This is a genomic window from Phyllobacterium endophyticum (genome assembly GCF_003010935.1).
GTDB classification, from domain to species: domain Bacteria; phylum Pseudomonadota; class Alphaproteobacteria; order Rhizobiales; family Rhizobiaceae; genus Phyllobacterium; species Phyllobacterium endophyticum.
On record NZ_PGGN01000002.1, the window covers coordinates 656,557 to 682,457 of the forward strand.

Here is a 25,901-nt window from a genome sequence, read left to right on the forward strand (position 1 = left end):
CCGTATGCGAGATAACAGGGAGTTGCGCGGCGCAGTAGATGGGCAGCATTAGGTCAGACACCGACAGTTCAAGGTCTTGATCAAAAGAGACCGTGTCTTATGTCTACGGAATGCCCATCGGACCTGGAGTTTGTGGTAGCGGGGACGGTATTTTCGGCATTATGGGGTCGGATGTTGGCGGCAATGGGGACGGTATTTTCGGCATCGCGGGAGTGGGTATCGGAGGTATCGGGGACGGTATAGTCTTGATTGTGGGAGCGTTAGTGGACGATAGCGGGGAAGGTATCGGAACATTGAAGCCAGGAATGGGCGATATTGGGGATGGTATCGTCGGGCCTGTGCCCGAAATTCCGGGCAAACCACCTAGTACCTGCGGCAGGGGCAGCCCTCGTTCCTTGAAGAACCCCGCAAGCTCTTCGTTGCCGCCAAATTCAAGATCGCCGATCGTCAGCGCCAAGCCGGGTTCGCCCGGGCAGTTTGTCCTGACCTGTCCTTTGACTGCCGCAGCAGCCAGCTTGCTCTCTGCAGCAGCCCGATCGTAGCCCGCCGACTCCGAGCCAAGCAATCTGGTGCTCAGGCTGGCTGCAATCCAGAGACCTCCATCATCACCTTCGACCCGTCTTGGGACGAACGCGTATTGGGCCTCGGTCCACGCCGGGGTGAACAGGAAGTGGTCGTCTCCTGCTATGACCTTGAGCGGGCTGCCATCCGCGCCACGGCCCTGTCTCCGAAAAGGCAAATCGCTCAAGAGCAGCAAATTCGAAACGGTCTGCGGGCCAAGCGGAAGTGTTATGTCTGCGCCGACTGACGGAACTCTTACCCAAGCTTCCTCGAACTCCGCTTTTCCATTTGTCTTGAGTGCCAGCTTGATGTTGCGGCAACCGATGTCGGGCTTTAGCATCACGATTGTGTTGTCACCCACCTCCCCTATTTCGAAGCGTGCATCGAACCCCGGCTCTATGGCTGTGTTTCCGACCAGTTCGACCGTCGTACGGACACCTCTTCCTGTGACGGGGCGGACATGCAGATCTACGGATGCCTTGGTTTCGACCTTCGCATCGAGCGAAACCTTCAAGCGCCTGCCTTTGGTCCACGATATGCCGACTGCTTTCGTCACTATTGTCGCCGCCACGGCCCCTGGATCGGCAAGCTCGGCGAAAACTTCGCCTTCACCGAGAACTTCGTTTCTCCATTCGTGATCGGCAAGCCGACCGTTGAATTGCTCCGATTTGACGGTCGCGGTCCTGTTTGCAGCAGGGAGTTGGTTGAATTTGTCTTGAATAAGGCGAGCTACTGTCCCGTTTATCCAAAAAGCAATATCGGCGTCGTTCAATTTAGGTGTCCGGATTCGCTCCAGATTCTTCCGCAATCTGACAATGTCATCCTGAATCTCGGGCGGAGGCTCACCTATCATACTGCTTGCCACTCGTTTTTCGTTGAGATCCGTCAGCAGCCATATCCCGCCATTGAGGACGACAGCGTTGGCGGCGTGAATCTTTTGCGACAGGTGGTTTGGCGGTACGGCGATCTGGACCTTGATCCAGTTTTCATCTTTCGGATCGCGGACCGGAACCGTATATGTGAAATCTTGCTTCAAATCGTAGGCGAAGCTGTTTTTAAACGGGAGATCCATGGTGAACGCCTCGACGAACTTTGGCATCAGGCCAGTTTTGATGAGGTCGCTCGCATAATCCCTCGATGTGATATTGAACCATCCCCATCCAAAGTCGGGATCAAGTCTCAACAGTGAGAGCGCGAACACCGCTTGCGCTTCGCCATTTGCTTCTTCTTTTATCCCTTTGAAGACGAGTGAGGCTTGACCATCAAACCTTACGGTCAGATTCCTTTTCTTCGAATAGGCATCGAGGCGGAGGAATGCCCAGGCGAAACCAGGTTGAACGTCGACGCTAACATTCCGCAGGTGTACGACTGTATCCTCATCTGCCTTCAATTCGGGATCGTAGGCAATTTGTGCGTCTTTCAAGCTCTCGAGTGCCGTGTTCAATCCCCGCTCCGAAATAAACAAGCCCGCTGCCCACGCTTCTGGAATCGGCTTTTGCCTGAGCAGGTTTTCGGCTTCAGACAGTGATCTCCACTCTGGCAGGGTGCGGTCGCGCTCAAAACTTAAATCCTGAAATGCCAGCCATGCGACACCCATGGCTGCAAACAAAGCAATTGCAAAAATGACGCGTGCGCCCATGCCCATGACCTGATCCCAACGCCAAATGATTACAGTGCCGAATTGATGATAGCACTTATTATACCGGCATGGGCCGACGGCAACGTTAACTTCTTTCTTCCGCCCCTACCCGCCGTCGCAATTAGAAAGCGCGCTACCAAGCTTTCCTGCCCGATGTGGCGTTTGGATACCGAATTGTGGGCGCAGTGAATAAGACGATCTTCAATGATAGTACTATATGATAAATCGATTTACTAATTGCAGTCTGCTCATTAAAGTCTCAGGGCTGAATGGTGGAACACCGTTCATCCGTTGCCGGTGATCATAGGAGGTGGCCCGGCGTCGATAACGGATTGACAACCTGGACCAGCGAATACGTTGAGCCAAATGGGAGGTTAGACATGAAATCCGCAATATCTATTGCTGCACTTTGCGCTGCGTTGATGCTTGGCGCGTCGATGCCAATTGTTGCCTATGCCGCTGATAAGCCGACGCTGGCCTTTGTGGTGAACGGCGCATCTGACTTCTGGAAGGCTGCAGAAGCGGGTGTCAAGAAGGCACAAGCCGAATTGCCCGACTACAACCTGGAGCTCAAATATCCCGAGCAATCCTCGGTGGCCATCCAGCAACGGCTGATGGATGATCTCGTAACTGCCGGCGTCAAGGGCATTATGGTGTCAGCCGTAGATCCGAAGACGTCCACCGACGGTCTCAACAAGATCGCGTCCGAAACAGCCCTCTTCACCACGGATAGCGACGCGCCTCAGACCAATCGCATCGCCTATATCGGTTCATCGAATGTGGATGCAGGCAAACAGGCAGCGGAAATCGCAAAGAAAGCCATGCCTGAGGGCGGAAAGTGCCTTGGATTTGTCGGGCTGCTCGGCGCCGATAACGCCAGGGAACGGATTCAGGGCATGAAGGACGGTCTGGCTGGTACAAAAATCGAGCTGGTGGATGTTCGTGGAGATGACATAGACCAGACGCGTGCCAAAAAGAACGTCGAAGACGCGTTGGTCGCGAGCCCGGATGTAACCTGCATGGTTGGTTTCTACTCGTACAATACACCTCGCATCTACGAAGCTTTGCGTGATGCAGGTAAACTGGGTCAGATCACCGTGGTCGGGTTTGACGACGATCCAATCACGTTGGGCGGCGTGAAAGAGGGCACCGTCGCCGCAACAGTGGTGCAGCAGCCGTTCGAATGGGCTTATCAGGGAATGAAGATGATGGCTGCTTACCTCAAGGGCGACAAGTCGAGCATCCCTGAAAACAAATTGCTGATCATCGATACCGTGATTGTTGGCAAGGACGATGTCGATGCTTACGCTGCCAATCTGAAAAAGATGGCCGGGAACTAAGCGGCCATTGAACAAAGCTTGACGCTATGACCGGCAATGGTTTCACCGCAATAGGTGGCGCTAACCAGAACGAAGCCATTTCGTTCGAGGTACCTTCTGACGCACGTCATCAGGCACATTTTCTAAGCCTGCATGACGTGCGGAAGACTTATCCCGGCGTCGTGGCACTGGATGGATTCTCCATCGAAGTCACACAAGGCGAAGTAATCGGCATCGTTGGCGAGAACGGCGCCGGTAAATCGACGCTGATGAAAATCCTTGGTGGTGTGGCGGCGCCCGATAGCGGCACCATCAGAATTGACGGCACGGATCATGATCGTCTTACAGTCAAACACAGTCTGGAAGCCGGCATAGCCTTCGTCCATCAGGAACTGAACCTTTTTGACAACCTTGACGTGGCAGCCAATATCTTCCTTGGCAGAGAGCCCCTGCGCGGCGGCCCTCTGAAACTCGTAGATCGTGCCAAGCTGCGCAAAATGGTCGTACCGCTCGTCGAACGGGTCGGCGCGAATTTTAAAGCGGACACCCCCGTGTCGAAACTGTCACTGGCTCAGCAACAGATGGTGGAGATTGCCAAGGCGCTCTCGATCAAGGCAAGGCTCGTTATCCTGGACGAACCCACGTCAAGCCTCCCCACCGCCGAAACCGAGAAACTGCTTAGCGTAATAAGGGGTCTGAAGGCGGACGGTATCAGCGTCATCTTCATCTCACACAGACTGCATGAGGTGGAACGTGTCGCCGATCGGGTTATTGTACTTCGAGATGGAATGCTGGCGGGCACATTAACCAACGACGCCATCAATCACGACCAGATGGTGAAGCTGATGATCGGACGAGCACTAAAGGCTCGTACCAGTACGTCATCCCGCGACGCGGGTAGCGTCGCGCTATCTGCAAGGGGCATCCGGACCACGGCCTATCCTCATCGAACCGTTGATCTGGATGTGCTGCATGGCGAGATTCTCGGGCTTGCCGGGCTCGTAGGATCGGGTAGAACCGAGTTTGCCCGTGTTGTTTTCGGCATCGACCGGAGCTTTGGCGGAGAACTGCATCTCGATGGCAAACCTATAATGCCTGGTTCTTCCGCGGATGCGGTGGCTGCAGGTATTTTTCTTATACCCGAAGACCGGAAGCTGGCCGGTATTCTTCTCGACTTCGCAATCGCACAGAACATTTCATTACCCAACCTTCCGGCGCACGCGAGCAACTTCATCGTTTCGGCTGCAAGCGAGAACGCAACTGCCGAAACGCAGCGCAGCAGCCTTGGTATCAAGGCTCCATCGATAGCGACCCGTGTTGGAACATTGTCAGGCGGCAATCAACAAAAAGTCGTACTGGCAAAATGGTTGGCGATGCAGCCCAAAATCATGATCTTCGATGAACCGACGCGCGGTATCGACATTGGCGCCAAGGCAGAAATTTATCGTCTCATGCATGCCCTCGCCGATGCCGGTGTGGCGGTACTCATGATTTCGAGCGACATGGAAGAGGTAATCAGTGTTTCGGACCGCGTCGCGGTGATGCACGAAGGACAAATTTCCGGAATTCTGATGAAGGACCAGTTAGACCAAGAAAACGTGCTTTTGCTCGCAGTGGGCAAATCCGCAAGATAGCTGCCATGGGCTTGGGAGATCACGATGAACAAAAAAGATGCTGGATTGTTGATCCTTATAGTCGTCGTGGGAGCCATCGTTGCGATGATAAATCCCCGCTTCTTGCTACCCATCAATCTCGCCAATACAGCCAACTTGATCGGCCTCTTCGGTATTCTTTCCATAGGACAAGCGTTTGTTATCATAACCGGCGGCATCGAGCTTTCGGTCGGTTCATTGATCGCGCTGCTCGGGGTACTATTCGTCGATTTGATTGCCAATCTCGGCATGGATTGGCCATTGGCTTTCATGCTCATCCTCGTTTTGGGCGGACTGATTGGTTTGGCCCATGGCTGGCTGATCACGCGTCTGAATCTCCAGCCATTCGTGGTGACCCTGTGCGGCCTGTTGATTTATCGAGGCATCGCCCGGTTCTATACTGCGGACGGAACTGCCGGATTTGGTTTTGGCCAAAACTTCCCCACGCTCGAATTTCTTACAGCCGGCCGCACCTATGGAATACCGAACAGTTTCATCGCCCTTCTGATTATCATGGGCGTAACCTGGGTCGTGTTGCACCGTTCAGTCTTCGGGCGCTATCTCTACGCCATAGGCAAGAATGAAGAGGCGGCAAGATATTCTGGGATCAGGACAGGCCGAATGGTGATGGCCGCCTACGTCATCTGCGGTGTTTTGACGGCTCTCTCGGCGATCTACTTCGCAATGTATACAAGGTCGATTTCTCCTGCCAGCCACGGTAATTTCTATGAGCTCTATGCAATCGCAGCTGCTGTGCTCGGCGGCTTTTCGCTGCGTGGCGGTGAAGGGTCGATCTTCGGCGTGATTCTCGGAACTATTCTGCTGCAAGAGCTGCAAAATCTGGTCAACCTTCTCGGTATTCCATCGTCGCTGAATTTTGCGGTTATGGGAGGTGTGATCCTTATTGGTGTACTGGTCGACCAACAGTGGGATGTTTTCCGGGCGAGACGCCGACTAAGCAAGGCCGCGCATTTTACACCATCAAATTAGAACTGACTGGCCGGCAGGAGCCAGGTGCCAGCTGTGGCGAAGTTCAAGCCAGAGACGTCTCTGCCGACGGCAGCAAGGAATCCTGACAACTGTCCCCTTGCACAAGGGATTGCGGCCATCGTTGCAGCGCGACCACTCCAGCGTCCGTCAAAGCGTAGACACCCCTGTCGAGCCGCTCGAACCAGCCGTAGACATTTGCAAGCAATATCTTGCCCGCGTCCGGTATGTTGGTTCTGACATCACGCACCCGCAGCGGTCCTGCCGCCAGAGTTGCAGCACAGGCGAGCGCCTGCTGTCTATAGGCCGTCATGATAGGCGTGCGGCTGCTGCCACCAAGCACAGGATCTCCGCGTCGTTTCTTGTGTTCGCGCATAAGCCTCGATCGACGTTTTGAATCGGTCCGCGGCATTGGTGATACGGAACCAACGATGACGCTCACCGCGCCGGCATCTGAAACACCCAGCATGCCAAAGCCGAGCCTGCGGCAGAGATTGCGGTAACGCTTATCGGCTTCACGGCCTTTGCCACTGGACGATATCCTGGCAGCGATCCAGACCTCGTCTGAAATGTTCGCCCGATCGACCGCCTGCAAAATGAGCTCCAGATTAAAACTCAATTTGAGCTCGCAGACGACCACGACAGGCGGATCGTCATCACTGAGGCCGACAAGATCGCAGCCGCCAACCTCGCCCTTGACGACGTAGCCTGCCTGTTCAAGAAAGCCTTTCACCGGTAAATAGAGCGACGTTTCCATGTGTTCGGATCAAACTGAGAATCGTTTGAACGAAACTACACTCATACGGGAATTGCGGCTACCGCTCCACCTTGCGATGCGTAGTGTGCCAACACGAAGCACCGGTGAAAACGCTTGGGGTAAGTGTTTGGCTCAGAGACTCTACACAGCTTCGTCGACACTCAGTCCCTCAGCCTGCAGCCGCCACATTCTGTCGAACATTCCACCTTTGGTGCGCAGTTCGGATACGGAACCGTCCTCGATAATTCGGCCCTCATTGATGACTATGATCCGGTCGAAGGATGCCAGGGTTGAGAGACGATGTGCCACAGCGATGACGGTGCGGTTGCTCATGACCGTAACGACAGCTCGCTGAATCTCCATTTCCGCCTCTGTATCGAGGGCCGACGTCGCCTCGTCGAGAATGATGATAGGTGCAGTCTTCAGGAACGCGCGGGCAATGCCGATGCGCTGGCGCTGTCCCCCCGACAGCTTGATTCCCCGCTCTCCCACCAAGCTGTCGTAACCCTCGCCAAGCCTTCTGATAAAGCCATCGCAATGTGCAGCGCGGGCAGCTGAAAAGACTTCCTCATCGGTGGCATCGGGCCGTCCAAACCGGATGTTTTCCATTATTGTTCTATGGAAGAGCGTGATCTCCTGCGGCACTACCGCCAGGGCCTCACGCAACGAGTCCTGGGCGGTTGTTTCGATTGCCTGACCGTCAATCAGGATTTGTCCCTCCTGCACATCATAGAGGCGCTGCAAGAGGTGGACGAAGGTTGACTTTCCAGCGCCTGATGGGCCGACGATCCCGATTTTCTGCCCGGCAGGGATTTCCAGGCTGAGGCCCTTTATGGCTTCACTGTCACGACCGTAGCCGAAGTGCACATCGCGGAAAGACACGGCGCCCGCATAAGCGATAAGTCGGGGCGCCCCTGGAAGATCACGAACTGTCTGCGGCTGGCCTATGACGCCTAACGTGTCCTCGATAAAGCCGAGATTCTGGACAGTATCGACCAACGAGAGGGCCAAGTCGCGCGAGCCATGCAGGATCCGAAATGTGAGGGCGCTTACAACGACGACGTCACCGGGGGAAATTTGCCGTTCGCTCCACAGGCTTACCGCCCACACAAGCATGCCGCCGGCCATGAGCCACAATGCAATATCATGCAGCAGACGAGCCTTTTCGGTATACATCCAGCTGGCTCGCTGTGCAGCCGCTTCCGTTGCAAAGTGCCTGGCAAGCCGTTCCCGTTCGCGCAGTCTAGCCGAGAAGGCTTTTACCGACCACATGTTGGAGATGACGTCGATAAGGTCGCCGCCTGCGCGAGTCGCTTCTGCCGCGTAGGCCCGGTGCAGGTAACGGCCGCGCTCCCCGAAGATGAGCAGACCGATCATTATGACAAGGACAGCCGCGGCCAGTGCCAGCATCATATGCAAATCCACTGTATAGAAAATGATCAGCGCACCGACGAAATCTACGCATGGCGGTAGGACCCGCCACACAATGGTGTTGGCCAATGCGCCGAAATTTCCTGCAGTGGAGGTCAGCCTCTGACCGAGGGACCCCGCAAGGTTTTCGGCGAAATACCGCATGGGCTGTCCGTTCAGATATCCAAACAGGTCGAGCCGCATGTCCACACCTATCGCGATCGTAACGCGGCAACCAAGCCAACCGCTGAAGCGCCACAAGAGACTTTCGACGGCAATCAGTGCAATGAAGATCGAAAGCGCTATCCAGACGCCATTTCCTTCCTGCGGACCAGCCATTGCGTCCACGAGGAGCTTCATGACGTACTGGATGGAGATGGCGCATCCGGCGGCGCCCAAGACCATCGATATCAAAGCCGTGAATTGCACCCTTCTGCCGAGGACATAGTGCCAGACAAAGGCCCATGCTCCACGGTGGAACGGCGGCTGGCGACGAACCATTGGATCTGCCTGTTTGCTTTGCGCCTGCAGTCTGGCGAACAGCATGACTTGGACTTTCTACATATTGCGGACGTCACCCCTGGCGGGCATGAGCGTCAATCAGGGTGGTCTGACGCCGAAGCTCGGCGGCAGTGGCCTGTGAGACCTTGCGAAGACCGCATTGCGTTACATCCCCCAACAGGCCGACCCGGCACAGGCGATCATTGTCCCACCCCGGATAGTCAAGGATGGGGTATAGGCAAATGCCCGTGATCTGTGTCTGTCTTCTTTGGGCGTGCTGAACTTCCGAGGATACGTAGTGGAGCCACGCTGCACGCGCCGAACCTTCCGCGCCTGTTTCCGCAATAAGAAGGGGGCGGCCATATCGATGGTAGACTTCCTGTAACATGGTGGAGAGCCGCCTGTAGGCGTGGTGCCCGAGCGGAATCGTAGGCCCTTCAAGGTACCATTGGTTGTCGGGGTAAAAATTCACCCCGACCAGGTCCAGATATTCCGGGCTGCCACCCAGGCCCGGATCGATGCGGCCCGACAGCAGGTCGAGAGCTTCAAACTGGGAAAGACGGTAGCACTCCGCCTCGACGACATGTTCCGGTTCGGGCGACGGGCTGTCGACGTGGATCAGTGGCTCGGCGGTTATGAATCGTGCACCCGGATCAACATCGCGAATTGCCTCGATGCTGGCAATCGCAGCCCGCACCAGGTTCCGTTTCAGCTCGTTTCCCCTCCCGAAGGAACAAGGATTGATCCGTCCTGTCTCCCCTCCGGCCCAAGCCCAGTAGGAAATCTCATTGACCGGGCAATAGAGGGCGACATCATCACTCTCGTTGCGGATCAATTGAGCTGCTGCGGCCGCAAACCGCGCAAAGCGCTCGACGAAGGCAGGAGACCATATGTCGATGTCATCCGGCCAGCCGTAGTGACACAGGTCCCAGATTACCTGTGTGCCGGATCGGTTGGCGGCCTTGAGCATCGGCAGGAAGCTGGACCAATCATAATGACCCGGCCTGGTTTCGATCAGATGCCAACGAAGTCCGTCACGTGCGGTGTGCACCCCATGGTCGGCAAGCTGGCGATAATCAGTCTCAGCCCTACGGTAGTGGTCTGTTGCCGCGAGCAGGTCCAGCCGTCTGCCGTCCGGCCGGCGGTGGGTCGAACACTCGAAGCCGGCGAGGAAGAAACTTTTAAAAACAGCGTTCGTCAATTTCCCTCCGTCCAGCGTTGGGCAGCCGTTTCTGCTTGTTCGGGTAAACCAGCTGCGGCCCTGATCGGCTCTTGAGGTAAGCTTTGGTGAATATCGAACAGCATCGCGCCGCTCCGCTCCCGAGAGTTTATTCCGCTGCCAGTTGTGATGGCCGCCACGTGACTTCGCTATCCCGGAGGAAGCGCCAAAGCGCATTCGTCAAAGTTGGCATGAGCGCGCATTCCGGTTGTCCAGGATCGCGATCTTCCGGCACTGCTGTGAGTTCCGGCCCGACGAGAGCGGGATCCAAACCCGCACTTCTTGCAATGATCTGGCCAAAGTCAAACCAGGATAGGTCGTTGGAGTTGACAAGGCACCAGGCACCACGCGCGCCGTCGATCAGGAGATCAAGCGCCGCATTGAACAGGTCTGGAATGTAAGTGGCGGAGACCATATTTGCAGGGCTCAGCGCGATTTGACGGCCGGCGGTTAGCTCCTTCAGCACACGCACGATAAAATTTTCGCGTTCCCAAGGACCGAATAACCGGCCAGTTTGTATCCGCAAGCAGTGAGGGCCTGCCGGAAATTCCTTGTCCTGCGTGAAGCTGAGCTGTGGCAGACCCTGCCCGGCCGCAGCGCGATTTGGACTACCCGGGCTGTCAGCCGAAGGCTGTGTCAGTCCGCTAAGGTCGACGATCGCCCAAACCCGGTTTCCATTCAGGTGACGCTCCAGGTCTTTGCCCGCGAGTGGACCAGGTATGACAGTATGCGCCAACCCACGAAGATTTGCGGTTTCCCTGAACGCATCGGCGACCCTGCCGGAGGCGCCAACGACAACAATCGAGCGGGGCAACGCTACCTTGCTTGCGGCTCCCAAGCTGCGAGGCGCATAGAATCGGTGCTCACTATGCCACCACCCAGGCGTATCCAGAACCGGATGATCGAAGGAGCCTTCCGCAGCAATCTTCCTTACCGAATGTCCCACCGCAGTCAGCCGGGGGATCGGTGAACGGATATCGAAGGCGCCAGCCTCATAGCAGCCATTGCGCCTTACCAGAAGGCTGTTCCAGTCCATCACTCCGAAAAGTGCCCAGACGGAAACGGCCCGTATGTCTTTGCCTTCGGCGCGAAGTGCTGTCGCTGCGTTCCACATCTCCGCGAGCCATCGCAACTGTTCATCGCGCGTTGATCCATGGTGGGTCTCTGTGATGGCAGTTGGCCGTCGATAGCGCGCCCACACTTCACGCAAACGAGCTTCGGGGCCAGTCGAGCCGGAGGGCAGCGACGTGCGGACGGCCTCAAGATCCGCATACCGGTGCCGCCCGTTCCCACTCATGCGATGACCCGGCGGGCGATTGGCGCGCCTGTGTTCGAGGAAACGCTCACTCGTCAGATAATGATTGATACCCAGTATTTCGGGTGCACACGGTTCGTCGACAAAGAACAGGAGTTCCTTTTCAGCGATGCCATGGTCAAGGAAAACCTTGTACCAGGGGTGCGTCCTGTCTACTTGGCCCAGCAATAGATCGAATGTCAGCCATCGCCGTTCATTTTCATAGTCTGCCTGATACCGCAGAAGCGGCGTGCTGAATGCCTTTCCGAGGTCCTCGGTTTGCACAAGTGTTGCATCGGGATTGATCGCGCGGATGGCACGCATCGCAAGGACGATCCCGCGGCATTGGTTGATCAAAGCTCTTGCGAAATCGCCCGTCGAGCGACGGTGCGGATACCAGTGTCCGTATAGGCAGCTGAACCTAGCCGTCGTCAATGGTTCGTTGATGGGGGTGAACCGGTTGATCCAGGGATAACGCGCTGCCACCTCGCCTGCGTAAGCCGCCAGCAGATCTGGAAAGGCTGGATCGAGCAGGTTGGTGTAGCGCGGCCCGCTCCCATGATGTACCAGTCCCGCTATCGGCTCTATTCGCAGCTGCCTGAGTTTATGCAGCCGCCCGTCATGCCAGCCGAAGTCCATGTCATGGGGCGTCCGCGGTGCCACGCTTTCCCACAAGACTGGGTATCGCAAAGTCTCAATGCCCAATCGGGAAATGGATTCCAGATCGTCCAGTCTCTCCCGGTGGCCTGTTTCCACCGATTGGTCCCGCCAGCGGTTGCGGATACGCACTATGCTGCATTCCACCCCGCCCCAAAGCTGCGGCCTGTCAGCGAGTTCGATCGGCATCGTCACACCGCATGCAATTCTGATACAATCTCGGTTGGGCGGTCTCGGCTTTGCATGCTCGTCCTTGGAATTTCTGCGTCGATACGGCGAAACGTTGCCAGAGCCTGCCCCACGACCTGATCCATATTATAGTAGCGATAAGTTGCGAGACGGCCGACGAAGCGTACACTTGTGTCTGCGCGGGCAAGCGCCTCGTATTTCTTGTACAATTCGGCATTTTCTGGCCTTGGCACTGGATAATAGGGATCGCCTACATCAGATGGATACTCGTAGGTCAAGCTGGTGCGGGGACTGATCTGTCCGGTTAAATGCTTGTATTCCGTCACACGCGTGAAGTTGTGTTCCATTGGGTAATTGATGACAGCAACCGGTTGATGCCATTCTTCGTCGAGCGTGAGGTGCTCAAAACGCAGCGAACGATAAGGCAGCCTGCCAAAACGAAAATCATAGTACTCGTCGATGGGGCCCGTATAAATGAGCCTGCGATACCTGATCTTCCCTTCGATCTCCTTGAAATTCGTCTGCAACATGATCTTGATTTTCGGATGGTCGAGCATACGTTCGAACATGCGCGTGTAACCACCCGCGGGCATGAACTGGAACTTGTCTTCGAAATAACGATCGTCCCGATTGGTTCTCGTCGGAACCCGGGCAGTCACGGATTTATCCAGTTCGCTCGGATCCACACCCCACTGTTTGCGGGTGTAGCCGCGAAAGAACTTCTCATAGAGTTCGCGGCCAACTCTGTTGACAACCACGTCTTCCGATGTCCTGACATTCGCTACTGGCTCGGCCCGCGCCTGCAGCCAGGCCTCGACTTCTTCCGATGACAGATCAAGGCCGTAGAGCCTGTTGATCGTGTCAAGGTTGATTGGGATCGGCAGCAGCATTTTGTCGACTTCGGCAAGCACCCTGTGCTCGTATGGCCGCCACTGCGTAAACAGGGAAAGATAATTGAACACCTGTTGCGAGTTGGTGTGGAAAATATGCGGCCCGTATTGATGAATGAGCAATCCTGCCGTGTCGTAGCGATCATAAGCGTTGCCGGCTATGTGCGGTCGTTTGTCGATAAGCAGGACCTTGTCCCCACGCTGGCTTGCCAACCTCTCGGCAAGGCAACTGCCCGCAAAGCCAGCTCCTACAATGAGCCAGTCGAATGATGCACGCCGGGCAATTCCAAGCTTTCGCGACGGACGTACCGAACGTTTCATTGCCTGCTGCATCAGCGCGTTCATATCGCGCCAGGTGGCGTCCCAGGACATGGTAGACAGAAATGCGTCTACTTTCTGCAGCCGGTCTTCTTTTTGCCCGGTTAACAGCATCTCGGCGCGATCCACCAATTCGCGGGCGTTCTCGATGATCTCCACTAGGCCCATCTCGCCATAGGGGCGAACGACATCGTTGATCCTGGTTGATATTACGGGCAGCCCTGCCGCCAAGAACTCCGGCGTCTTGGTGGGGCTGATGAACCGGGTCGATTCATTGAGAGCAAAAGGCATGATACCGATGTCGACACCCGCCAAGAACTCCGGCAAATCAGCATAATTCATTTCGCCCAACCAATGCACATTTGGGCGTTGCGGTAGAGACTGCGGGTCAATCTTGACCACGGGCCCGACCATCATGAACTGCCACTGCGGCCGCAAGTCCGCGGCTTCAGCGATGAGCTCGAGATTCATCCTTTCGTCGATGACGCCAAAAAATCCCAGGCTGGTCAGCAGATCGGACTGCCGGGTGTCAGCGCATGAGCGTGCTCTTGCAAAATGCGACACATCTATACTGCTGGGGAAGCAGTGGATATTCGCATGACGTTCCCTCTTGGATTCGTACAAGGACTGTCCACCTGTAAAAACGACACCCGCCCGGCGAAACAATTCACGTTCGAGTTCTATCATTTGCGATGACGCGCCCCGAAAAGCCGACAGCTCATCCATGTTGTCGTAGACACAAAGATCGGCGCTGATGTGGCGGCTGAACGGCAGCGCCATGGGTGTGTAGTACCAAAGGATCATCCGACCAGAGGGCAAGCTTGCCAGAAGTTCATCCAGCAGGGAACGCTGCATTTTGATGATATCCATGTCGCTCGCACCAAGCGGCAACTTCGGAACAAGCACGGTCACGCCCTCCGGGGTGGTCTGGGTTTCCAGATGCGGCACGATTGCTTCGCTGAACTGCGGCTCTTCCATGAAGTAGACGGTACGAGAACGTGCGGCTCTACTTATGAGATGCTGCGGTCGCTGATATACAAAATTCCATCGCAAATGTGAAAAACAGAAGAGAAATTCAGAGGATGCCGCTTCCTTCAGCGCGCCATGGTCGAATGTTATACGCATGTGTTGACAATACTCCTGTTCAGGCGCTGCCCAAATTAGCTCTCGGTTGCTGCGTCAGCGGAACTCCTTCCGAAGTCGCACGAATATTCCTTTGCGCCGGCGAAGCTTTCCGCCGCGCGTCACACTTGAAACGAAGAATAGAGAAGACTTAATCTGGCGTTTCGTCGTCCAAACCTAGGTTCTGTCAATTGGTTCCCGCGCCAGTTGCAAGATATTTCCGTTGCAAGATGACAATAGCCTTTTGGACGCACCCGAAGCCGCTCTGTGAGGCGCATGGCAGACGTCAAATTCAAGTGTCGCTTGGACGAAAGCGCGCGGGATGAAAGGCAGAGTTCGAGACGAATCGATCAGCTACATTTCTCGACCGTGCTCGAACAATGTCAGGCCGCCACTAGACCCTGTCATCCACTCTAGGCGTGCAATTGGTGAACACGCGAGCATTGATGTCAGCAGGGCGATCGCAAAAGATCAGCGGGGTCGGAGTTCCGTTCGACGCGCATCCCGGCAATATGACCAGGCCTATCATCAGGAATAGCTTTCTCATGATTGCTCCCATCCGCCTTGGATTGTGTCGATTGAACCCCGCTCCACAGCGCCCAAGGCTAGACAACTCACCAATTTGAATCAACGCAATCCGATGATTTCCGCGCGCGAGCCGCGATCTTTTCTCGATGCCAACTATCAGCCTTCGTAGGCTGAAACTATCTGCGGTTCAGAAGCGTTCATCCTGACCAACGCCAGTTCGAGAGAGTTCAATGTCAGACAGTAAGCGCCCATCGCCAAAGCTACACGGAGATGATCCCGCCGCGTCTTCCCAACAAGGCTTCCTGGATCGAAAGGAACTCGCGGCGGCCGCATTTGAGCGGACGAGAATGCCGCTGGTGATAACGGATGCCTGCGAGCCGGATCATCCCATCGTATTGGCCAATCACTCCTTCCTCGCGCTGACAGGATATAACGCAGACGAAATTCTGGGACAGAATTGCCGAATTCTTCAGGGCAAGGGTACTTCACCCGCTGCCATCGCTCAGATTCGCGCCACCCTGAGAGCGGAACGCGAATTGGATATAGAGCTCTTGAACTACCGCAAGGACGGCTCGAGCTTTTGGAATCAGCTTCATCTCAGCCCCATCTATGACGATGATGGTCAACTGCAATACTATTTTGGCTCGCAGATCGACGTTACCGAATACCGCAAGGTCCAAGAGCTTGAGGCGGCGGAACACCGGTTGCTCAAGGAGGTCGATCACAGGGCCAGGAATGTACTCGCCATTGTCGACGGCATTGTCCGCTTGAGTAAGTCGGATGACGCGGCACTTTATGCCGCCTCGGTACAGCGGCGCGTCCAGGCACTCTCGTTTGCCCATGCCCTGCTTGCAGAAACAGGCTGGCGGGAGGTAGCGCTCTCTGAGATTATCAGCCGGCAAGTAAAACCCTTTGACGTGGATCAAGTCACCTTGGAGGGTCCGGACATTCTGGTTCCGGCTCCTGTTGTTCAGCCCCTCGCCCTGGTGTTTCATGAATTGGCTGTCAACGCGGCTGTGCATGGTTCTTTGAGTAGCCATTCAGGCCAGCTGCGGATTCAATGGCACGGTGTTCCGGCACGAAACGGCTTCAAACTTCTGTGGGAAGAAGTCGGCGGACCTGCCCCTTCCACTGATCGCAGGCCTGGATTTGGCACGATCATGGTCGGTGCCATCATTGAAAAGCAACTTCAGGGCGAGCTGCAACGCGTCTGGAACCCGGAAGGGCTGGTGATCGAAATCATTCTACCCCTCGTGAGCTGCGTCTGAAGAATCGATGATTCGCCCCAGTGTTCTGGTGAATGACTTGCGAACGCACGGATCGTAGCATTTCGTTTGCGCCAACGCCTGGATCAAGTCCGTGACGTCGATCGCGACCTTTTGGTGCTGTTCACTTGGTGTTCAGGCTCGAAGTGACAAACTGAACATTGTCAGAAGTCCCGTAAGAAGGATGTACAGCATGAGTACGGAAACGATTGCAGCTATTGACCCAGCTTCGCCTGACACGCGCAAAAATCTTCCTTTTCCGCATGTGACCGTAATGACAGACGAGGCGGGCAATACAAAGAAGGTCGAGTCTGTCGGTGAAGCTGCGTTGTGGCTGATCGAACGTTGGCCTGGGCAGGGTGAGAAGTTCAAACTTGCGAAACAAGCTTGCTTGGACGCACTGGACGGCAAGATCACTTGCACGGAGTGCAGGGATGCCTTCATCGAGGCTGTCAAAGAGGCCGGTATCTACGTCGAAGAAAAGCGGCTTTGACCTGCATCACGAGTTGCCCGCTGTCCCATTCCAGAATTGTAAGCCGACGAGTTAACCGCGTCTGCCTTCCGCGCTGAACCGACAAAAGTTTGGCGTCCGGCCACCATATCTCCGCACAGGACAGGAAGCCGTCTTGCGCTTACAGGATCCTCTGCCTGACGTTCAGGTCTTTTGCTTCGACTCCGGAACCTTAATCGTGCCGAATGGGTTGATCTCCCGTTGAGCAACAGAAATCCTGCTTTGGGAGAACACTAAATGAAACGTCTACTATTTGCTCTTGCTGCCTCGAGCGTGATCGCCACGGCACATGCACAAGAAGCGGCGAAGCCGTCCACCGATCCCCAAACCCCGGCGGTTGCCACCCCTGATACCCAAAATCCCGCCGCTCCGGTAGCAGGCGCCAATAGCTTTACCGAGGCACAGGCCAAAGAACGGATCGAGGCGAAGGGCTACACCGATGTCTCGGCTCTCACCAAAGGTGAAGACGGCATCTGGACCGGTACAGCGATGAAGTCCGGGAAGTCGTTCGAGGTAAAGTTGGACTATCAGGGAAACATCACGGAAGCGGCGAAATAAAGAACAATAAAAAATTGGAGGTTTGACAATGCAAACGATTACTGGACTTTACGACGACTATTCTGACGCACGTGCTGCCGTGACCGCCCTGGAGGATGCCGGGATATCGTCATCGGATATCAGTATCGTTGGGCGCGACCATGACGGTGTTGAAACCGAGAGCAATGCCGGTGAAGGAGCCGCCGCGGGTGCAGGTATCGGCGCTGTTGTCGGCGGAACGGGAGGCCTTTTGGCAGGTCTCGGCATGCTTGCGATCCCGGGTATAGGTCCGGTCGTTGCCGCCGGTTGGCTCGCAGCGACTGCGGCCGGTGCTGCGGCAGGTGCAGTGGCAGGCGGTGCTGCCGGTGGGCTTATCGGCTCTCTGACGAATGCCGGAGTGGATGAAGATGAAGCCCATGTTTATGCGGAAGGCGTTCGCCGGGGCAGTACGCTGGTCTCGGCGCGAGTGGATAACGATCAAGCCGACCTCGCCCGCTCAATTCTCAACGAGAAACGGCCGGTTGACATAGATTCACGCCGGGCAATGTATCGAGAGGAAGGTTGGGAACGCTTCGACGCGGATAGCCCCGATCTTACCGAGGAAGAAATAGTACGCGAACGTGATCGCGCCAGAATGTACCGTCCGCTTTAAGCGGATTTCACGGAGCCTGCGCAGCTGAAGTCGGCTGCGCAGGCTAATTCAGATTTCAACCCGCTAACCCGCGTTCGGAGGGCTTGTTTCTCCATCGACACGGTGCAGTCCTCAGGAATCCGCACCTTGGAACATACAGCGGTGGGTCGCGTTCCCTGTTCATGACCAAACGCGTGTTCCAGCATGTGAATGTCGACACAGCCAATGCCGGCCGTATCTTGACGGTTGCTTCGGTGGAAGATGCGCTCGAGTTTATGCGGCGTCATTGGCCGCGCGACAAAGCCGGAAAGTTCAATGCTGCAGAACGGGCATGCCTGGAGGCGCTCGATGGCAGGCAGAGCGTGGAGGCAGCGCGCAGAGCATTCGTGGCTGCCACGCAGGAAGCTGGCCTTTATATAAAAGAACGAACCCCCTGATCCGCTCCGGGAAAATCCATGTTGTCAGATCCGACAGTTCTCATCCTCATGTATTTTATTCTGCCGGTCTGGCTGGTCGCCGGTTTCGCGGACTGGCTATGCCATCGTGCCTCCCATATCGAAACCACCACGGGAGCCAAGGAATCACTGATCCACCTCCTGATGTTCGCGGAGGTCGGGGTCCCGCTGCTTGCGGCGATGTTTCTCGAGGTGAACGCCTTGATCATCGCCGTGATGATCATCGCTTTCTTCGTTCACGAGGCGACGGCCATGTGGGACGTCAGGTACGCGACAAGTGCGAGGACGGTGACGCCTCTGGAACAACACGTGCACAGCTTCCTGGAAATGATTCCGCTCATGGGAATCCTGTGTATCGTGTCCCTGCACTGGAACCAGTTCCTTGCCCTGTTCGGGCTGGGACCCGAGACTGCTCGGTTCAATCTGGTCTGGAAGCCGGAACCGCTGCCCGTTGCTTACATTGCCTCGGTCATGGTTGTCATCGTGCTCTTCGAATTGTTGCCCTATATCGAGGAGTTCGTGCGCGGATGGCGCGCCAATCGGGGCCGGTTGGTTCCACCCAAGGCGCGCAAGGCGGCGCCTGGAAATACCAACCTGCGCTGAGCCTGCAAGGCCAATTACAACGAACATCTCAGGTCCGTGCTGAAGGTTAGCTCCTTGCAAACATGATCGCATGTTGCCTCAGGTGAGCCGCCGCGGCTTTTCAGGAAATTTCAGGTTCCCCAACATTGCTTAAGTCGACTGCACGACCACCGGCACCTAGGATCATGGTGTCGGGGCCGTCCTCATTGCGAATATGACGATCTCCCAAAGCAGTTTGTTTGGCCCGAAGAGAATCCGCAACCGGACTTGAGTTCGTCCAGCATGAAGGAGAGTTATCATGAGGCATGCACAAGCAGATCTGAAACTCGAAGTGGCCGTTATCCCCGTTTCGGATGTCGATCGATCCAAGCGTTTTTATGAAAGCCTGGGTTGGAGGTTGGATGCAGATTTCGTCCGGGGCGACGGGTCCCGCGCCGTCCAGCTTACACCCCCGGGCTCGCCTTGCTCGATACATCTTGGTGTCCAGCCGAACTTGTTCCTCGTGGTATCGGACATCGATGCGGCGCGCGCGGAGCTCGTCGAGCGTGGCGTGAACGTTAGTGAAGTGTTCCATCCCGGAGATGGGCCAGACAAGGTCGAGGGTCCCGATCCGCAGCGGCGCAGTTACGCGTCTTACGCTTCCTTCACCGATCCGGACAACAATAGCTGGCTCCTGCAGGAAGTGACCACCAGGTTGCCCGGTCGTGTAGATCCCGGCAGCACTGCGTTCAAATCATCGAGTGACCTTGCATCGGCATTGCGCCGTGCTGCGGCGGCACACGGCGAGCACGAGAAACGCGCTGGCGGTCAGCATGACGAGAACTGGCCTGATTGGTATGCCGAATACATTGTCCGCGAACAGGCCGGCGAGGAATTGCCATCCTGAAAGCTCGCCGGATCAAACGTCAGAGGCGCTGAACGGGAAGTTCGGCAGGGGCAGAAAAATTCATTGAATACCGTGAAGGCAGGGTCATGCCCGCCTTGGTGCTGAACATCGGCAGCAATTCCGCTCGCCCTTGGTTATCATGGAGTGTCTGTTATGAATAACGAACGCAAAGTCGCGATCATCACCGGCGGATCGCAAGGAATTGGTGCCGGACTGGTAGGGGCATACCGCGAGCGCGGCTACCGGGTTGTAGCAACCTCGCGGTCGATAAAGCCCGGTGCTGACGACGATATCATTTCTATTGCAGGCGATATCAGCGACCCTGAAACGGCCGGACGTATCGTGCGCGAGACAATAGCGCGCTATGGCCGGATCGACACGCTCGTCAACAATGCGGGTATTTTCATCGCCAAGCCCTTCACCGAGTACACCGTCGAGGACTTCGCGTCGAAGATTGCGACAAACGTCGCAGGCTTCTTCTACATCACGCAACGCGTCGTACCCGAGATGCTCAAGCAAGGCTCGGGACACGTTGTCAGCATCACGACGAGCTTGACCGATCAGCCTATTGATGGTCTTCCCTCGGTACTCGCCAATCTGACCAAGGGCGGCATCAACTCGGCAACCAAGTCTCTCGCCATAGAGTATGCGACGCGGGGAATACGGGTAAACGCCGTCTCGCCCGGCGTGATCAGTACCCCGATGCATCCTGTCGAGACGCACGCGTTTCTCTCAGGAATTCACCCGGTCAAGCGAATGGGGAACATTCGCGACGTCGTCGAAGCAGTCCTCTATCTGGAGTCCGCACCGTTTGTCACGGGCGAGATCCTGCATGTAGACGGCGGCCAGAGCGCAGGTCATTAAGGAGATATCCAATGCCCATCGTCACAATAAAAATAACACGGGAAGGGTCTGGTTCGGGCCGCGATCGCGCGACGCGCGAGGAGAAAGCATCCTTGATCGCGGGGGTCAGCCAGTTGTTGCTTGACGTCCTCAACAAGCCTCTTGCGTCCACCTTCGTTGTCATCGAGGAGGTTGAACTGGAGAATTGGGGTTGGGGCGGCCTGCCCGTCCCGGAATACCGAAAGAAGATCGCTAAAGGCGGCGATCTCTAATCGGATTGTGGCCGGGGCCCCGGCGTTACTGTCCACCGCCAGACACACCATTGAACGCATTCGGATAAAGTCTTAATGACCTTGTTTAAGTCCTGTTGGTGGCGCCCCTTCGGGGGCACGACGTCAGATCATTCGAGGGAGTTGATCCGATGCAAATTGACTTCGATGACGATCCCGAAGGCCGCCCGAGCAAACTGGCCGTATCGATCTCGATCGCTGTCTTTTTCGGATGGCTTATGCTGGCGGCTCAGGTCGGGGGCTACCTGTGGTGAAATCCCGGTCAGATCAAACGAAAGTTTCCCGGCGAACGTCATAGGATTTTGACGGCATGCGCCGATGCGTATAACTCTTGCTGCATCAAGCAATCCCGCAAGACCAGTGCAGCATGTCCCGCAAATTCATAATACGCCGCCTTGGTGTCTTTTCGATATTTCTTGAGCCATCCCGTCTGAGGGCGTTCGCCCGCAGCAGTGAACTCGGTCTCATATTCGCTGCCGCAGTGGTCGGTGTCGTTTCCGGGTGCGTCGTAACCGGCATGAGCCTGATCTCGCAGGCGATGCATCGAAGCATATTCCAGCTGGACGATGGAGTGCGACTGTCGTCCATAGCGGCAGCAGACTGGACCCTTCTGTTTCTCGCACCCATAGCTGGCGGAGCTGTCCTCGGATTGCTGCTGTTCGTGCTGACGCGTTACCGCAAGAAGCCGATGGTGGATCCGATCGAGGCCAACGCCCTGCATGGCGGCCGATTATCGCTCAATGACAGTTTGATCGTCGCCGCTCAAAATCTCATATCCAATGGGTTTGGCGCATCTGTAGGCCTTGAAGCTGGGTATACCCAGCTCGCTTCAGGTTTCGCATCGAAGATCGGATTGTTGCTGCAACTGCGCAGAGCAGATCTTCGAATTCTTGTGGGATGCGGTGCGTCTGGCGCGATTGCAGCCGCTTTCAATGCGCCACTGACCGGTTCCTTCTATGCGTTCGAGCTTATCATCGGCTCATATGCGATCGTCAGCCTTGCACCTGTTATTGTAGCTGCACTGATATCCAACCTCGTTGCGAGGGCATTCGCAGCCGACAATTTCCTCATCGAAATCGGCAATTTCGGCTCTGTCATTCCAGCAGATTATATTCCCGCTCTGATGCTCGGGTTTTTGTGCGCCGGCGCAGGCATTCTCCTCATGAAGGGTGTCGCCTTCGTTGAGGAGACGGCGCGGAAAAGCTTCATTCCACCCTATTTGCGGCCCCTTATCGGAGGTGCGCTTGTTGGCGGTCTTGCGCTCGTCACTCCGCAGGTCCTTTCCGGTGGTCATGGCGCACTGCATCTCAATCTCGACCAACAGGGCACGATGATGGCGGTGCTTGGCATACTGCTCCTGAAGGCCTTGGCGTCTGCCATATCGATCGGTTCTGGCTTCAGGGGTGGTCTGTTTTTTGGTTCACTTTTCATGGGCGCGCTCCTTGGCAAGCTATTCGCCTTCTTTGCGACTTTGGTATTCGCCCACACAACCTTTACACCGGTTACCTACGCTCTTGTGGGAATGAGTGCGCTCGCCGTATCGGTTATTGGCGGCCCGCTGACGATGACGTTTTTGGCACTTGAGATTACCGGCGACTTTCCGATCATGGTCCTCGTTCTGGCCGCCGTAATCACTGCGTCAGTGACGGTACGCAACACCTTCGGTTATTCATTCGCCACCTGGCGCTTTCACCTCAGGGGTGAAAGCATCCGCAGCGCGCATGACGTTGGCCTGGATACGCAATTTAACCGTCGGAAAACTGATGCGTGCGGATGTGCGGACAGCATCTGTCCACACGTCCGTCAAGCAGTTCCGCCAAGATTTTCCGCTCGGCTCCAGCCAGCGTGTGATCATCCTTGACGACAATGGCAAATATGTCGGAATTGTTCTGGTTCCCGAAGCTCACGCGGGAGTTACGGAGAATTCAGACGAAGATAAATTGATCACGGACCTGATCCGGTACCAGAACGACTTCCTCCAGCCGGAGATGAACGCCAAGCAAGCTGCTCGTCTGTTCGACGAGACGGAAAGCGAAGCCTTGGCCGTAGTCAATGACTTTATCGAACGGCGTGTTGTGGGACTGCTTACCGAGAGTCATACGCTTCGCCGCTACAGCGAAGAGCTTGATCGCCAGCGCCGTAGTGCGGCGGGCGAAATCTGACGTCTAGGTCTGCAACGCCTCTTGCCCCTCTTCTATTTGGCCAACACGACATGGGTTGCAAACTCGGTTGCAACATGTTCGACCACCTGAAAGCCCAGAGCGGGCAGATCGATACCGTCAAACATCGCTTCCCCGCGTCCGAGGATTATCGGTGCCACGGCAAAATGCAGCTCGTCAACCAGTCCCGCCTGCAAATATTGGCGCACGGTACTCACACCCCCGCCAATCCTGATATCCTTACTGCCCGCCACTTTCCTGGCTTTGTCGAGTGCGGCCTCGATGCCATCGGTGACGAAGTAGAAGGTCGTGCCGCCCTCCATGGGAATTGGCTCGCGCGGGTAATGAGTGAGGATGAAAGTCGGTGTATGATAAGGCGGATTATCGCCCCACCAGCCCTTCCACGACTCGTCAGGCCAGTCCCCGCGGATGGGTCCAAACATGTTGCGCCCGAGAATGAATGCGCCCATCCCAGCCATGGCGCGGCTCGCGTAGCTCTCGTCTATGCCCTGCGTTCCTCCGGCTTTGCCCATCATGGCGTTCATCGTCCGCGTGCCGAAAAACCAACGATGCAGTTCCATGCCCCCTTTGCCCAAGGGATCATTCAGGCTCTGGTCTGGCCCAGCGCCGAAACCGTCAATGGAAATCGAAAAACCCGCTACTTTCACCTTCGACACGACAACTCCTCCCGCCTGCGACTTGCGACTTTTAACCGCATAATCGCCGGTAGTGAAGACACGGGCCGCAATCTCACTGTAGATCGCGTTCTGTTCACCGAAGCTGCAAATGTCCAAAGGCTTCCTGGGGCCAGTCTCCCTCCCGTTCGTTTGCCACTACTTCGCCAGCTACGGCGTCCAGATGGCGCAGCGCGTTCATTATGGCGTCGAAGCTGACCGGTTGCGATGTGCCCGGCGGCTGGCGCAACGCCGGCATCGACTCCACAGCACATGCATCTGACGCCCAAGAGGCGAGGATGGCGCGTTTTTCCTGGAGATCCAGCGTGCCATCGCGGAGGATATCCTCAGGACGAGCGAAATGCTGCGATGGATTCAGCAGGCGATCGATGAATGGATTGTCGTTCCGAAAAGCAATCGTCGGAGGCATTAGATCCATGGCGGTCCTCCGTTCAACTTGCCCTTGGTGCATTGCCCGGCGTCTTGAGGGCATTGGACGCAATGGCAGCAGTCACATCGGGTGCCAGAAGGTCATTTTTACGGGCGAAGGCAACGAAGGCATCCCGGGCAGTCTCGGCGTCGATCTCACCCGCAAAGGCCGCCCGGCAAGCGGTCAGCGCCAGTGAATGCAACGCGTTGGGGCGAGGCTGCGTCCAATCGTTGAGAAACGAATAGGCATCCAGGACCGTTGAGATCCGTGCCGGGTACCCGAGTCCGGCAACGATATGAACGGGCTTTCTGAACATATGTACTTTCATTGGTTCTCCTTCCCTGAACTTTAACCAGAAGGCAGCGGCTGCCCCTACACCGAGCACGGAGCGCGCCGAGGGCTGTGCAAATGCACAAGCCCTCGCCCGCGTTCCCTCAGCTGTTGATGGCAATGCGCTTGACCTGCGATTGCGCTCTTTCCGTTTTCGGCAGAGTCACCGTAAGCAAGCCATTGTTGAAGCGGGCATTTACGCCGTTCTCGTCAACCTCGTACCCGAGCGGTATTCTCCGCTCGAATTGGCCATAGTAGCGCTCGGAGAACTTGCGATCTCTGTCCTCGGTTTCGGCGCGCTTTTCACCTCGCAACGTCAGCACGCCGTCGGTAAGAAGAACCTCGATGTCCTTCTGTTCGAGGCCAGGCACCTCGGCAGTGATCTTTAGCTCCTTTTCTCCATCAGACACTTCGACCTTTGGCCAGCCGGCACCCCGGGAGCCAAATCCGCCGAAGGTTGGAAGTTGGCTGTCGAAGCCACGGAAGACGTCGTCGAACAGCCGATTGACTTCCCTGTGCAATGACAGGAACGGGTCTCGTACATCGTCTTTATAGAGGGATGGAGTTTGGTTGCTCCGCCCCCATGGGATCAGATCCTTTACACTCATTGTCCTATCTCCTCTGGATCGTGTGGTAGCACTTCCGGTGCCGATCTACGTCCGGCACCGGAACTCCTGGACGCTCATGGCTTCAGGCGGCGTGCTTTTCCGCCTCGATCTGCGTTGGCTTCCCCTTGCCGGCGCCGGCAATCTCGATCCGGCGTGGCTTCATCTCTTCGGGGATTTCGCGCTTGAGCTCGATCGTCAGCATGCCGTTCTCGAGCTTCGCACCTGCTACCTTGACGTGGTCGGCAAGCTCGAACCGGCGCTGGAACGAACGCCCGGCGATGCCGTGGTGCAGATATTGTCCGCTTTCCTCGCCGGACTTTTGTCCGCTGACCATCAGCATGTTGCGTTCAAGGGTGATGTCGATCTCGTCTTGACCGAAACCCGCCAGCGCCATGCTGATGCGATAGTCGTCCTCGCCCAATTTGGCGATGTCGTAGGGCGGGAAGTTGTCGGCGGCGTCTACGCGGCTTGCGCTTTCAAGCAAGTCGATCATTCGGTCAAAGCCGATACTTGACCGGAACAGGGGAGAGAAATCGAAGTTTGTCCTCATGGCCATATCCTCCTTGTGAGCAATATGAACGCCAGAGAGTGCCAAAGAGCCGGCGCCCCCTGACTGGCCGAATCCTCTATGGGCTTTCGGCAACAAATTATTTGGTT

25 protein-coding genes and 1 pseudogene are annotated in these 25,901 nt (G+C 56.2%); 14 read left to right on the forward strand and 12 right to left on the reverse strand.

From position 1 onward, the window contains the following. Window positions 1–103 precede the first annotated feature (103 nt). Entirely contained in the window at window positions 104–2,206 is a 2,103-nt protein-coding gene (locus CU100_RS27075) for a hypothetical protein (RefSeq protein ID WP_210204083.1), read from the reverse strand. Between the two features lie 374 nt (window positions 2,207–2,580). Between CU100_RS27075 and CU100_RS11265 the strand changes: the two genes are divergently transcribed. Genes CU100_RS11265 through CU100_RS11275 form a run of 3 tightly spaced genes read left to right on the forward strand, consistent with a single transcriptional unit; the run spans window position 2,581 to window position 6,161 of the window. Next, window positions 2,581–3,540 (forward strand): sugar-binding protein, encoded by a 960-nt coding sequence (locus CU100_RS11265; RefSeq protein WP_106716664.1) that lies wholly within the window; start codon window positions 2,581–2,583, stop codon window positions 3,538–3,540. A gap of 26 nt (window positions 3,541–3,566) precedes the next feature. Next, on the forward strand, window positions 3,567–5,153 hold the full coding sequence (locus CU100_RS11270) for a sugar ABC transporter ATP-binding protein (protein ID WP_106716665.1): 1,587 nt from the start codon (window positions 3,567–3,569) through the stop codon (window positions 5,151–5,153). A 24-nt stretch (window positions 5,154–5,177) separates the two neighbouring features. Next, window positions 5,178–6,161: an ABC transporter permease gene (locus CU100_RS11275; RefSeq protein ID WP_106716666.1), complete on the forward strand. Its 984-nt coding sequence runs from the start codon at window positions 5,178–5,180 to the stop codon at window positions 6,159–6,161. A gap of 43 nt (window positions 6,162–6,204) precedes the next feature. On the opposite strand, the gene CU100_RS11280 is transcribed toward CU100_RS11275, so the two are convergent. From CU100_RS11280 to CU100_RS26845, 6 genes are all read right to left on the reverse strand, one after another. After that, a complete protein-coding gene (locus CU100_RS11280; protein WP_106716667.1) occupies window positions 6,205–6,915 on the reverse strand; it encodes a DUF2161 domain-containing phosphodiesterase in 711 nt (236 codons plus the stop codon). Window positions 6,916–7,056: 141 nt separating this feature from the next. Further along, a complete protein-coding gene (locus tag CU100_RS11285; RefSeq protein ID WP_245418989.1) occupies window positions 7,057–8,871 on the reverse strand; it encodes an ABC transporter ATP-binding protein in 1,815 nt (604 codons plus the stop codon). A gap of 28 nt (window positions 8,872–8,899) precedes the next feature. Then, complete coding sequence (locus CU100_RS11290; protein WP_106716668.1) at window positions 8,900–10,027, reverse strand: beta-glucosidase; 1,128 nt, start codon at window positions 10,025–10,027, stop codon at window positions 8,900–8,902. A 127-nt stretch (window positions 10,028–10,154) separates the two neighbouring features. Beyond that, window positions 10,155–12,185, reverse strand: coding sequence for a Rossmann-fold NAD(P)-binding domain-containing protein (locus CU100_RS11295; protein WP_210280563.1), 2,031 nt, complete (start codon window positions 12,183–12,185; stop codon window positions 10,155–10,157). Window positions 12,186–12,187: 2 nt separating this feature from the next. Continuing rightward, window positions 12,188–14,518: a UDP-galactopyranose mutase gene (gene glf / locus CU100_RS11300; protein ID WP_106716669.1), complete on the reverse strand. Its 2,331-nt coding sequence runs from the start codon at window positions 14,516–14,518 to the stop codon at window positions 12,188–12,190. 391 nt (window positions 14,519–14,909) lie between these two features. Next, a complete protein-coding gene (locus tag CU100_RS26845) occupies window positions 14,910–15,062 on the reverse strand; it encodes a hypothetical protein (protein WP_170113799.1) in 153 nt (50 codons plus the stop codon). A 211-nt stretch (window positions 15,063–15,273) separates the two neighbouring features. Here CU100_RS26845 and lov point away from each other — a divergent pair, with 211 nt between their 5' ends. The 11 genes and pseudogenes from lov to CU100_RS11350 all read left to right on the forward strand — a co-directional run bounded on the left by lov (window position 15,274) and on the right by CU100_RS11350 (window position 23,205). After that, the gene (lov, locus tag CU100_RS11305; protein WP_106716670.1) at window positions 15,274–16,311 is read left to right on the forward strand and encodes a blue-light-activated histidine kinase; all 1,038 of its coding nucleotides are present in this window, start codon (window positions 15,274–15,276) and stop codon (window positions 16,309–16,311) included. Window positions 16,312–16,501: 190 nt separating this feature from the next. Then, window positions 16,502–16,801 carry a DUF982 domain-containing protein gene (locus CU100_RS11310; protein ID WP_170113800.1) on the forward strand — a complete coding sequence of 100 codons (300 nt, stop codon included), beginning with the start codon at window positions 16,502–16,504 and terminating at the stop codon, window positions 16,799–16,801. A gap of 255 nt (window positions 16,802–17,056) precedes the next feature. After that, entirely contained in the window at window positions 17,057–17,377 is a 321-nt protein-coding gene (locus CU100_RS11315) for a hypothetical protein (protein WP_106716672.1), read from the forward strand. A 28-nt stretch (window positions 17,378–17,405) separates the two neighbouring features. Continuing rightward, complete coding sequence (locus tag CU100_RS11320; protein ID WP_106716673.1) at window positions 17,406–18,008, forward strand: general stress protein; 603 nt, start codon at window positions 17,406–17,408, stop codon at window positions 18,006–18,008. Window positions 18,009–18,169: 161 nt separating this feature from the next. Next, window positions 18,170–18,424 carry a DUF982 domain-containing protein gene (locus tag CU100_RS11325; protein ID WP_106716674.1) on the forward strand — a complete coding sequence of 85 codons (255 nt, stop codon included), beginning with the start codon at window positions 18,170–18,172 and terminating at the stop codon, window positions 18,422–18,424. Window positions 18,425–18,442: 18 nt separating this feature from the next. After that, on the forward strand, window positions 18,443–19,045 hold the full coding sequence (locus tag CU100_RS11330) for a diguanylate cyclase (protein ID WP_106716675.1): 603 nt from the start codon (window positions 18,443–18,445) through the stop codon (window positions 19,043–19,045). Window positions 19,046–19,322: 277 nt separating this feature from the next. Further along, window positions 19,323–19,910 (forward strand): VOC family protein, encoded by a 588-nt coding sequence (locus CU100_RS11335; protein ID WP_106716676.1) that lies wholly within the window; start codon window positions 19,323–19,325, stop codon window positions 19,908–19,910. Between the two features lie 153 nt (window positions 19,911–20,063). Further along, complete coding sequence (locus CU100_RS11340) at window positions 20,064–20,774, forward strand: SDR family NAD(P)-dependent oxidoreductase (protein ID WP_106716677.1); 711 nt, start codon at window positions 20,064–20,066, stop codon at window positions 20,772–20,774. An 11-nt stretch (window positions 20,775–20,785) separates the two neighbouring features. Further along, a complete protein-coding gene (locus CU100_RS11345; protein WP_106716678.1) occupies window positions 20,786–21,025 on the forward strand; it encodes a tautomerase family protein in 240 nt (79 codons plus the stop codon). 149 nt (window positions 21,026–21,174) lie between these two features. Next, complete coding sequence (locus CU100_RS27490; RefSeq protein WP_280951597.1) at window positions 21,175–21,297, forward strand: hypothetical protein; 123 nt, start codon at window positions 21,175–21,177, stop codon at window positions 21,295–21,297. Between the two features lie 113 nt (window positions 21,298–21,410). Continuing rightward, window positions 21,411–23,205: pseudogene (locus tag CU100_RS11350) on the forward strand (chloride channel protein). 32 nt (window positions 23,206–23,237) lie between these two features. Here CU100_RS11350 and CU100_RS11355 read toward each other — a convergent pair. The 5 genes from CU100_RS11355 to CU100_RS11375 form a co-directional block, all read right to left on the reverse strand. Continuing rightward, on the reverse strand, window positions 23,238–23,879 hold the full coding sequence (locus tag CU100_RS11355) for a dihydrofolate reductase family protein (RefSeq protein WP_106717233.1): 642 nt from the start codon (window positions 23,877–23,879) through the stop codon (window positions 23,238–23,240). A gap of 94 nt (window positions 23,880–23,973) precedes the next feature. Continuing rightward, window positions 23,974–24,315, reverse strand: coding sequence for a hypothetical protein (locus tag CU100_RS11360; RefSeq protein WP_245418990.1), 342 nt, complete (start codon window positions 24,313–24,315; stop codon window positions 23,974–23,976). Between the two features lie 13 nt (window positions 24,316–24,328). Then, window positions 24,329–24,634: a DUF982 domain-containing protein gene (locus CU100_RS11365; RefSeq protein WP_106716679.1), complete on the reverse strand. Its 306-nt coding sequence runs from the start codon at window positions 24,632–24,634 to the stop codon at window positions 24,329–24,331. A 106-nt stretch (window positions 24,635–24,740) separates the two neighbouring features. Then, window positions 24,741–25,244 carry an Hsp20/alpha crystallin family protein gene (locus CU100_RS11370; protein ID WP_106716680.1) on the reverse strand — a complete coding sequence of 168 codons (504 nt, stop codon included), beginning with the start codon at window positions 25,242–25,244 and terminating at the stop codon, window positions 24,741–24,743. A gap of 82 nt (window positions 25,245–25,326) precedes the next feature. Continuing rightward, window positions 25,327–25,794, reverse strand: a complete 468-nt coding sequence (locus tag CU100_RS11375; protein WP_106717234.1) for an Hsp20 family protein — start codon at window positions 25,792–25,794, stop codon at window positions 25,327–25,329. Between the last annotated feature and the right edge of the window lie 107 nt (window positions 25,795–25,901).